This window comes from Mesorhizobium sp. WSM4813, assembly GCF_055811555.1.
Genome location: NZ_JBVVQU010000044.1, coordinates 50034 through 59965, shown reverse-complemented (window position 1 = coordinate 59965; position 9932 = coordinate 50034). Strand labels below are relative to the sequence as shown.

The following is a 9932-nucleotide window of genomic DNA, read 5'->3' as shown; positions in this document are numbered from 1 at the left end:
ACCATGGCAAACAGCTTGACTTCCAAGACAGTCGCTCTGTCCTGCCGGACATCTCCCCCACTTGGGGGGAGATTGGCAGTTCGGCTGACTGCGCCAGTCTTTCAACGTTTGAGATTGGCGAAACCCATTGCGACATCCAATCTCCCCCCCTTGAGGGGGAGATGGCCGGCAGGCCAGAGGGGGTGCTGGTCCAGGGGTGCTGTCCCGCGACCTATCGTGATTGGCGTGACGGAGCGGCCCTACGGAATCCCATTCCCCGTCTGGCCAATGGATTGGCACGATCTATCTTCTTTCAGACTGCAAACGGCTGGAAAAGAAGATAGGCTGACAGCCTGCCCAAGGCGGTCGCTTGGCCACGGAGCATCTGAATATGAGCAAGCACAAGATCGCCGCACCTGACGTTGCCCCTTCGGAGATGGCCCCATCCTCAGACAGGGCAATGTCCCGTCTGAGTCCGCCCTATGCGTCGGTTCTCGACCTGATCGGGCAGACGCCGGTCGTCGAGCTGACCAAATTCGACATCGGCAAGTGCCGGCTGTTCATCAAGCTCGAAAGCCAGAATCCCGGCGGCTCGATCAAGGACCGCATTGCGCTGTCGATGATCGCCGACGCCGAAAAACAGGGCAGACTGAAGCGCGGCGGCACCATTGTCGAGGCGACCGCCGGCAACACCGGTCTTGGCCTCGCCCAGGTCGGCATTCCCAAGGGCTACCGCATCATCCTCGTCGTGCCCGATAAGATGTCGCGCGAAAAAATCCAGCATCTGCGCGCGCTCGGCGCCGAAGTGCGCATGACCCGCTCCGATGTCGGCAAGGGCCACGCCGAATACTATCAGGACATGGCCGAAAGGATCGCCGCCGAGCTGCCCGGCGCCTTCTATGCCAACCAGTTCGCCAATCCGGCCAATCCGGACGCCCATGAAACCACGACCGGTCCCGAGATTTATTCGCAGCTCGATGGCGACGTCGACGCGGTGGTCGTCGGCGTCGGCTCCGGCGGCACCCTGACCGGGCTTGGCCGCTACTTCGCAAAGGTTTCGCCGAAGACCGAGATGATTCTCGCCGATCCGGTCGGCTCGGTGCTGGCGCCGTTGATCAAGACCGGCAAGATGCAAGAGGCCGGAAGCTGGACCGTGGAAGGCATCGGCGAGGATTTTGTGCCGCCCAATGCCGATCTGTCGCTGGTCAAGAAGGCTTACTCGATCACCGACAAGCAGAGCATGCTGGCGGTGCGCGACCTGCTTTCCAACGAGGGCATCCTCGCCGGCTCGTCGTCCGGCACCCTGCTTTCGGCCGCACTTCGCTATTGCCGCGAGCAGACCGTGCCGAAGCGGGTCGTCACCTTCGTCTGCGACAGCGGCAACAAATATCTGTCGAAAGTGTTCGACGACTTCTGGCTGATCGAGCAGGGCCTCGCCGAGCACGAGCAGCACGGCGACCTGCGCGATCTGGTGATGCGCACGCACCGCACCGGCGACATCGTGTCTGTCGGCCCGGACGAAAGCCTGCTCAACGCCTATGGCCGCATGCGCCGTTCGGATGTCTCGCAATTGCCGGTGCTGGACGACGGCAGACTGGTCGGCATCGTCGACGAAAGCGATATCCTCGCCCACGTCGAAGGCCCCTATGACAGCCGCTGGGACCGCTTCAAGGCCCCGGTCCGCACGGCCATGACCGCCAATTTGCACACGCTGCAGGCCAGCCAGACGCTGGATGCGCTGCTACCGGTGTTCGACCGCAACGAGGTCGCCATTGTCTTCGACGGCGACGAGTTCATCGGCCTGATAACCCGCATCGACCTGATCAACCATCTGAGGCGCCGCGCAAAATGACCATCAAAGCCACCGTATCGGGCAGCAACCGTCTGGCCTTCTCGACGCGCACGATCCATGGCGGCCAGAGCCATGACCCGACGACGGGCGCGGTGATGGTGCCGATCTATGCGACCTCGACCTATGGCCAGCAGAGCCCGGGCGTGCACAAGGGTTTTGAATACGCCCGCAGCCAGAACCCGACCCGCTTCGCCTTCGAGCGCGCGGTGGCCGATCTCGAGAGCGGCGCAGCCGCCTTCGCCTTCGCTTCGGGCCTGGCGGCGATCGCCACCATTTTCGAACTGCTCGATTCCGGCGCCCATGTCGTCGCCACCGACGACATCTATGGCGGCACGTTTCGGCTGCTGGAGCGGGTGCGCAAACGCTCGGCCAACCTCCATGTCGACTTCGTCGACTTCACCGATCTTGACGCGGTCAAAGCGGCGATCCGCCCGGAAACCAAACTGCTCTGGGTCGAGACGCCGACCAATCCGCTGCTGCGCGTCGTCGATCTTGAAGCGGTCGCAGCACTGGCAAAGCGCAAAGGCGTGCTCTCGGTCGCCGACAACACCTTCTGCAGCCCCTACCTGCAGCGGCCGCTGGAGCTCGGCATCGACATATCCGTGCACTCGACGACGAAATACCTCAACGGCCATTCCGACATGGTCGGCGGCGTTGCCGTGGTCGGCGACAACAAGGATCTGGCCGACCGGCTGAAATTCCTGCAGAACGCTATAGGCGCCATATCAGGGCCGTTCGATAGCTTTCTGGCGCTGCGCGGCCTCAAGACGCTGGCGCTCAGGATGGAGCGCCATTCGTCGAACGGCCAGAAGATCGCGCATTGGCTGGAAAGCCGTCCCGACATCCGCCGCGTCATCTATCCCGGTCTCCCCAGCCACCCGCAGCACGCCATCGCCAGGCGGCAGATGCACGCCTTCGGCGGCATGATCACAGTCGAGCTCGACCGCGACCTCGCCGGCACAAAACGCTTCCTCGAACACACGCAACTGTTCACGCTCGCCGAAAGCCTCGGCGGCGTCGAAAGCCTGATCGAGCACCCGGCGCTGATGACGCACGGCTCGATCCCGGCGCAAAAGCGGGCTGAGATTGGGATTTCCGATTCGCTGGTGCGGTTGTCGGCCGGGATCGAGGATGGCGACGATTTGATCGCGGATTTGGACCAGGCGCTGGCGAGTTGAGGGGGGGGCAACAAGAACCTTGCAAGAAGTCGGCGGGACAGTGCCCCCCTCTGCCCTACCGGGCATCTCCCCCACGAGGGGGGAGATTGGCCGTCATCTTGCGCTTTCGCCAACCTCCAACGCTGAAACACGGACGGGACGGCGAAGTTGCCGATCTCCCCCCTTGTGGGGGAGATGTCCGGCAGGACAGAGGGGGGCGTGAAGGATCGCCAGCGAGCGGCGCTTATTCTGTATCCATGTGTCTTACATCCTATTCCGTTGACCTTGGCGCCATCTGGCAGAATTGTAGTTCCTCATCCATCTTGCTGCCTGGCTCCCGAAGCTATGAACAACCGACAACGCAACCTACCGAGGGCCATCGACGCTCCCCTCACCTTCGCGGTCGTGGTCTTCCCCGGCTTCCCGATGATGGCGTTCAGCTCGGTCGTCGAGCCGCTGCGCGCAGCCAACGTGCTGGGCAAGCGGGACTGCTACCGCTGGATCATCGTCGGCGCCGCCCAAGGTCCGGTCAAGGCCTCGAACGGTGTCATCATCCAGCCCGGCTTCTTTGCCGGCGATGCGCCGAAGGTCGACCGCATTGTCGTCTGCTCGGGCGGGGATGCCGATCATCTTGTCGCCGAGGACGCGGTGAGCTGGATCCGCAGGAGCCTGCGCGGCGGCGCTCATATCGGCGCGGTGGCGGATGCGGCGTTCTTCCTCGCCCGCGCGGGCCTGCTCGACGGCCATGCCTGCACCTTGCACTGGACCAGCCAGGCGGCTTTCACCGAAGCGTTTCCGGACATAGAACTGAGGCGCGATCTCTACGTCATCGACCGCAAGCGCTTCACTTCGGCCGGCGGCGTCGGCAGCCTCGACATGATGCTGGAGATCATCACATCAGACTATGGCGCCGAGCTTGCCGCCGGCGTCGCTGAATGGTTCGTGCACAGCCCGCTGCGCTCCAGCGTCGACCGCAAGCTGATGCCGCTGCGGCTGCGCACCGGCGTCCAGAACGAACTGGTGCTGTCGGCGATCGCCATCATGGAGGACGCGGTGGAGGAACGGCTCGGCATGGCGGCGCTGGCGGAAAAGCTCGGCGTCTCCTCCGACAAGCTGGAACGAAACTTCCGCTCCGAACTCAGCATCTCGCCCAACGGCTATTACCGTCGCCTGCGGCTGAAGCGCGCCGCCGACCTCTTGGCCCATTCGACACTGATGGTGCGCGACGTGGCGCTGGCCTGCGGCTTTGCTTCGATGTCGAGCTTTGCCCGGGCGTTCAGGGAGGAGCATGGACATGCGCCTAAGGTGATGCGGCGGCATTAGGTCTTGCGGAGGTCAGCGGGACAGCGCCCCCCTCTGGCCTGCCGGCCATCTCCCCCACTTGGGGGGAGATCGGCTGTCACCGCCGATTTCGCCAATCGCCAACGTTGCAGGAAGAGCGGAGCGCCGAAGCTGCCAATCTCCCTCCTTGTGGGGGAGATGTCCGGCAGGACAGAGGGGGCGCCGTAGAGCGCCACGTAACAGCCCCAAGCGGCATCCGGCACAACACCTGCGGGATTCCGCACAGCCTCTGCGCAAGCCATGGCGCATCTTCCCCGCTTCCAGGAGGCACCCCATGAGCATCGTCGTCTTCGACCCCGACAGCACCGAGGATGTCGACTTTCGGGACCGCATGCGCCACCCGGCGGCGGCCGACCCGGCCGGCGGCATGTGGCTTTCCGACACCGAGCCGTCCTTCATCGACGCGGATGCGCTGCGCAAAGGCCGACTGGCCAGGCTGCGTGCCTGGATGCGCGAGGCCGGCTATGGCGCCGTGGTGCTGTTCGATCCCTACAACCAGCGCTACGCCACCGGCTCGCGCAACATGTTCGGCTATTTCCTGCGCAACTCGACCCGCTACTTCTTCATCCCGACCGAAGGGCCGATCATGCTGTTCGAATATCCGCAGAGCTATCATGTCTCGATGGTGCTCGACACGATCGACGAGGCGCGTCCGTCCAAGCTGGTGTGGTCTTCGGTGTCGGGGCGCGACGATGAAACCGCCGGGCCCTTCGCCGATGAGATCGCCGAACTGCTCAAGGCGCATGGCGGCGGCTCGATGAAGCTCGGCCTCGACCGTTGCGGCCATCTGCAGGCGCTGGCGCTGGAAAAGCGCGGCTGCGAGGTCAGGGATTGCCAGGGCGAAATTCTCGCGGTGCGGGCGGTCAAGACGCCCGAAGAAGTAAAGTGCCTGCAGGTGTCGATGGCCGGCGCCGAAGCCGCCGTTTACGCGGTGCGCGAGGCGATCAAGCCCGGTGTGTCCGAAAACGACCTGTTCGCCATCATGTATCACGAGGTGATCCGGCAAGGCGGCGAGTTCATCGAAACCCGCCTGCTGACTTCGGGTCAGCGCACCAACCCGTGGTTCAACGAAGCCAGCGGCCGCAAGATCAGGCCGGGCGAACTTTTGGCGCTGGATACCGATACGATCGGCTGTTACGGCTATTATTCGGACTTCTCGCGCACCTTCCGCTGCGGCCCGGGCAAGCCGACCGATTATCAGAAGTCGCTCTACCGCATGGCCCACGACCAGGTTCAGCACAACATCTCGATCGTGAAACCCGGCATGGCGTTTCGCGAGATTGCCGAAAAGGCCTGGAAGATCCCGGACCGCTTCGTCGACCAGCGCTATACGTCGGTGATGCACGGCGTCGGCATGCATGGCGAGACGCCGTTCATCGCGCATGCCATGGATTACGAGACCTATGGCCGCGACGGCTTTGTCGTGCCCGGCATGGTGGTCAGCGTCGAGAGCTATATCGGCGAGAAAGGCGGCCGCGAGGGTGTCAAGCTCGAGGACGAGATCCTGGTCACCGAAACCGGTACCGAGCTTCTGTCGCGCTTTCCCTATGAGGACGATTTTCTGGAGAAACAGGTTTGACCCCAGCATCCACCACTGGTCGCGGTGCGGTATCGCAAACCTTCGGGACTAGCCGCAGCGCTCATGCTTTCGTCATCCTAGGGCGGAGCAAGGAGCGCAGCGACGCGGCGCAGACCCTAGGATCCATGCCGTTACATCTAGGCTTCGAAACGGTGCAGAACTCTGTTCCGTTGCATTCTTCGCTAGAGGTAAGGGCATGGATTCCAGGGTCTTCGCGACGCCGCTTCGCGGCTGCTGCACCCTGGAATGACGAAGTTCAGGTATCCGCATGAAAAGCCCGATCTCCATCGAGCGCGGCATGGTGGCCGCGGTGTTCGTCGACCTCCAGGAGGAGCATCGGCAGGACAAGCGTTACCTGGTCGAGGGTTTTGCCGACATCCTCGCCAACGTCCAGCGCCTGCAGGCAACGGCGCGGGCCAATGATGTGCTGCTTTATCATTCGGCCTATATCGTCGATCTCACCAGGGAGGCGCGGCGGTTCCATCCGGTCGATGCAAATGGCAGGTCGGCCTTCTCCGACAAGGACGATCCGCTGACGGCGATCTGTCCGGAAGTGGCGCCCCTCGCCGACGAGATGATGCTGGTCAAGACCGAGGCCAGCGCCTTCGGTGCGAGCCCTGCGGCAGGCCGGCTCAAGGCCGAAGGGATCGAGTGGCTGGTCGTTGCCGGCGTGTGGACCGAGGCCTGCATCGACGCCACCGTCAGGGATGCGGTGTCGTCAGGCTTTCGCGTGCTTTTGGTCAAGGATGCCTGCGGCAGCGGCAGCACGGCGATGCACCAGACCGCCATCCTCAACCTTGCCAACCGACTCTATGGCGGCGCCGTCACCACCACCGACGGCGCGTGCCGGCTGATGACAGGCGAGACGGTCGACGCATGGCAGGTCCAGGGTTCCGTGCCTTTGCGCTTCACCTACGAAAATGCCGCCCGGCTCTACGACGAGCTTTGACGCTTCCAGCGGATTTGGTGGGACCGGATGGCGATGGTCAGTGACGCCGACAAGCCCGAGACAGCACAACGGGGACAATACGCGACGCTGCTCGACCCGGCGCTGTGGGCCTATATCGACCGGGTCAACGCATGGTATCCGCCCGAAATTGACCTGCCGGTCGACAAGCAGCGGGCGGTCTATGACGCGATGTGCCGGGCGTTCCACGCGGGAACTCCCGCAGGCGTCGAGACCGGCGACAGCACGGTTGCCGCCGGCGATCATACGATTCCGATCCGGCGCTACCAGCTGGCGGGCAAGGCGCCGCAAGCGATGGTCGTCTACTATCATGGCGGCGGCTTCGTGCTTGGCGGGCTCGACAGCCATGACGACATCTGCGCCGAGATTTGCGCCGGCACTGGCTTTCCCGTGCTGTCCGCCGACTACCGGCTGGCGCCCGAACATCTGCATCCGGCCGCCTTCGACGATGCGCTGGCGGTGTTCGAATGGGCGGCTGCGACAGCCGGCCTGCCGATCGTGCTGTGCGGCGAGAGCGCCGGCGGCAATCTCGCCGCCGCGGTGGCGCATGCGGCGCGCCGCCAACCCCGCCCCGCAATCGGCCAGGTGCTGATCTATCCCGATCTGGGCGGTCCGGAGCCAGGCGGCCCCGAGCTAGACACCAAAGAGAGCGCCGGCTCCTATGTCGAGCACGCCGAGGCGCCGCTGCTGACGCTCAGCGATGTTAAGTTTTACAGGCAGGTCCGCTCCGGCAAGGCACAGTCACCAGACGACCCGACCTTCCTGCCGCTGCGCGACAGCGATTTCTCCGGCCTGCCGCCGACGGTCGTCGTCACAGCGCAATGCGATCCGCTGTCATCGGACGGCGAGGCCTATCGCGACCGCATTCTTGCCGCCGGCGGCCGCGCCTGGTGGTACGAAGAGCCGCGCCTCGTGCACAGTTTCCTGCGCGCCCGCAAAACCGTGCCACGGGCCGGCCAAGCGTTCACCCGCATCGTCGCCGCCATCGCCACGCTCGGCAAGGGCGAGTGGTTGTAGGGGACCTTCCACCTCTGCGGAACAGCGCACAACAACTGCGGAAATCAGAACACTTCCCCGCTTAATCCCGCACTATCATTGCCCATGGCCAAAGGCGCCCGGCCTACCGCATCCGCCCCCGCGAAGCGGTCAGCCGGGCGCCGACGGGGAGGATCGACGATGAAGTTCATGTTGACCGACAGAGCGTTGCATCCGCAGGCTGAGCCCGTCGCCGACGGCTTCAAGAAGGGCAGCATCAACCGGCGCGAATATCTCGCCACCATGGCCGCGCTCGGCCTCAGCGCCGCCGGCGCGCTGGCGCTCGGCGGCCTTGCGCCATCGCCGGCCAGGGCGCAGGAGCCGAAGCGCGGCGGCGTCTTGCGCGTCGCCATGAACGTCAAAGGCTGGAAGGATCCGCGCACCTTCGACGGCGTCGAAATGTCCAATGTCGCCCGCCAGTGCAACGAATATCTGGTGCGCTGGAATCGTGATTTCACCTTCGAGCCGTGGCTGCTCGAAAGCTGGGAGACCAGCGACGACGCGCGCGTGCTGACGCTGCACGTCCGCAAGGGCATCACCTGGTCGAATGGCGACACCTTCAACGCCGACGATGTCGTCCACAACCTGGCGCGCTGGTGCGATGCGAGCGTTGCCGGCAATTCGGTCGCGGAGCGCATGGGGGCGCTGGTCGACGCCGCCACCAAGAAGCCGGTCGACGGCGGCATCGAGCGTGTCGACGACTTTACCGTCCGGCTCAATCTGCCCAAGCCCGACATTTCGCTGATCGCCGGCATGACCGACTACCCGGCGCTGATCATGCATCGCAGCTACGACGGCGACGGCGATCCGCTGAAGGCGCTGGCGATCACCACTGGACCTTGCGAGCTGGTGCAATGGGACGCCGAGGTTGGCGCCGAGGTCCGCCGCAAGGACAAGCCGTGGTGGAAGGGGGATTTCTGGCTCGACGGCATCCAATGGGTCGACTACGGCTCCGATCCCAATGCGATGTTCTCGGCTTTCGAATCGGGCGAGATCGACACCAACCACGAAACCGCCGCCGATACGGTGTCGCAAACCGATGCCATGGATCTGAGCAATTCGGAACTTGCCACTGGCTCGACGATCGTCGCGCGTTTCAACGTCGGCAATCCGCCCTATGACGACATTAGGGTGCGGCGCGCCGCGCAGCTCGCCGTCGACAACGCCGCAATCCTGAAGATCGGCATGGACGACCGCGGCAAGCCGGCTGAGAACCACCATGTCGGGCCGATGCATGCCGAATACGCCGATATCGGCCCGGCCGTCCGCAATGTCGATCAAGCCAAGGCGCTGCTCGCCGAGGCCGGCAAGTCCGACCACGAATTCGAGCTCATCTCCGTCGATGTCGATTGGCAGAAGAACACCGGCGATGCCATCGCCGCGCAGATGCGCGACGCCGGGCTGAAGGTCAAACGCACCGTGCTGCCGGCGGCGACGTTCTGGAACGACTGGAGCAAATATCCCTTCTCCTGCACCGAGTGGCTCGGCCGGCCGCTCGGCGTCCAGGTGCTGGCCCTGGCCTACAGATCGGGTGCTGCCTGGAACGAGACCGCCTACGCCAATCCGGAGTTCGACGCCTTGCTCGACAAGGCGCTGGCTACGCCCGACGCCAGTGCACGCAAGGAGATCATGGCCAAGATCGAGCAGAACCTGCGCGACTCCGGCATCATCATCCAGCCCTATTGGCGCTCGGTCTACCGGACGTTCCGCAAGGGCGTGCATGGCTGCGAGCAGCACCAGTCGCTGGAGCAGCATTTCGAGAAGGTTTGGCTCGAGGCATGATAGCGGGTGCCGTCCCTCCAGCCTCTCAAGACCTGGGTTCCTCGCCCACGCGAAGCGGGGGAGAGGTGGGCGCGCAGCGGCCCGCGAGGGGGGGGTGGTTGAGCGCACCACCCCCACGACCGGGGGGGGGCGGGCGGGCCGCCCCCCCCCCCCCCCCCCCGGCGGGGGGGGCGGGGCCCCCCCCCCCCCCCCCCCCCCCCCCCCCCCCCCCCCCCCCCCCCCCCCCGACCGGGTTACAGC

At 64.8% G+C, this 9932-nt stretch carries 7 protein-coding genes; all 7 read left to right on the top strand.

From position 1 onward, the window contains the following. Positions 1 to 370: 370 nt before the first annotated feature. The 7 genes from AC0L25_RS23210 (at position 371) to AC0L25_RS23180 (ending at position 9692) form a co-directional block, all read left to right on the top strand. Positions 371 to 1831 (top strand): pyridoxal-phosphate dependent enzyme, encoded by a 1461-nt coding sequence (locus AC0L25_RS23210; protein WP_473597653.1) that lies wholly within the window; start codon positions 371 to 373, stop codon positions 1829 to 1831. Then, positions 1828 to 3009, top strand: a complete 1182-nt coding sequence (locus AC0L25_RS23205; protein ID WP_473597652.1) for a cystathionine gamma-synthase — start codon at positions 1828 to 1830, stop codon at positions 3007 to 3009. The genes AC0L25_RS23210 and AC0L25_RS23205 overlap by 4 nt, the downstream gene beginning before the upstream one ends. 324 nt (positions 3010 to 3333) lie before the next feature. Next, positions 3334 to 4311: a GlxA family transcriptional regulator gene (locus AC0L25_RS23200; RefSeq protein ID WP_473597651.1), complete on the top strand. Its 978-nt coding sequence runs from the start codon at positions 3334 to 3336 to the stop codon at positions 4309 to 4311. A 292-nt stretch (positions 4312 to 4603) separates the two neighbouring features. Next, entirely contained in the window at positions 4604 to 5908 is a 1305-nt protein-coding gene (locus AC0L25_RS23195) for a M24 family metallopeptidase (RefSeq protein ID WP_473597650.1), read from the top strand. A gap of 268 nt (positions 5909 to 6176) precedes the next feature. Further along, on the top strand, positions 6177 to 6857 hold the full coding sequence (locus tag AC0L25_RS23190) for an isochorismatase family protein (protein WP_473597649.1): 681 nt from the start codon (positions 6177 to 6179) through the stop codon (positions 6855 to 6857). Positions 6858 to 6884: 27 nt separating this feature from the next. After that, positions 6885 to 7892 (top strand): alpha/beta hydrolase, encoded by a 1008-nt coding sequence (locus AC0L25_RS23185; RefSeq protein ID WP_473597648.1) that lies wholly within the window; start codon positions 6885 to 6887, stop codon positions 7890 to 7892. A gap of 159 nt (positions 7893 to 8051) precedes the next feature. Then, complete coding sequence (locus AC0L25_RS23180; protein WP_473597647.1) at positions 8052 to 9692, top strand: ABC transporter substrate-binding protein; 1641 nt, start codon at positions 8052 to 8054, stop codon at positions 9690 to 9692. Positions 9693 to 9932 lie beyond the last annotated feature (240 nt).

Excerpts from the sequence above, each read along its gene's own strand:
- AC0L25_RS23210 (WP_473597653.1), top strand. The coding sequence starts at position 371 with ATGAGCAAGCACAAGATCGCCGCACCTGACGTTGCCCCTTCGGAGATG.
- AC0L25_RS23205 (WP_473597652.1), top strand. The coding sequence starts at position 1,828 with ATGACCATCAAAGCCACCGTATCGGGCAGCAACCGTCTGGCCTTCTCG.
- AC0L25_RS23200 (WP_473597651.1), top strand. The coding sequence starts at position 3,334 with ATGAACAACCGACAACGCAACCTACCGAGGGCCATCGACGCTCCCCTC.
- AC0L25_RS23195 (WP_473597650.1), top strand. The coding sequence starts at position 4,604 with ATGAGCATCGTCGTCTTCGACCCCGACAGCACCGAGGATGTCGACTTT.
- AC0L25_RS23190 (WP_473597649.1), top strand. The coding sequence starts at position 6,177 with ATGAAAAGCCCGATCTCCATCGAGCGCGGCATGGTGGCCGCGGTGTTC.
- AC0L25_RS23185 (WP_473597648.1), top strand. The coding sequence starts at position 6,885 with ATGGCGATGGTCAGTGACGCCGACAAGCCCGAGACAGCACAACGGGGA.
- AC0L25_RS23180 (WP_473597647.1), top strand. The coding sequence starts at position 8,052 with ATGAAGTTCATGTTGACCGACAGAGCGTTGCATCCGCAGGCTGAGCCC.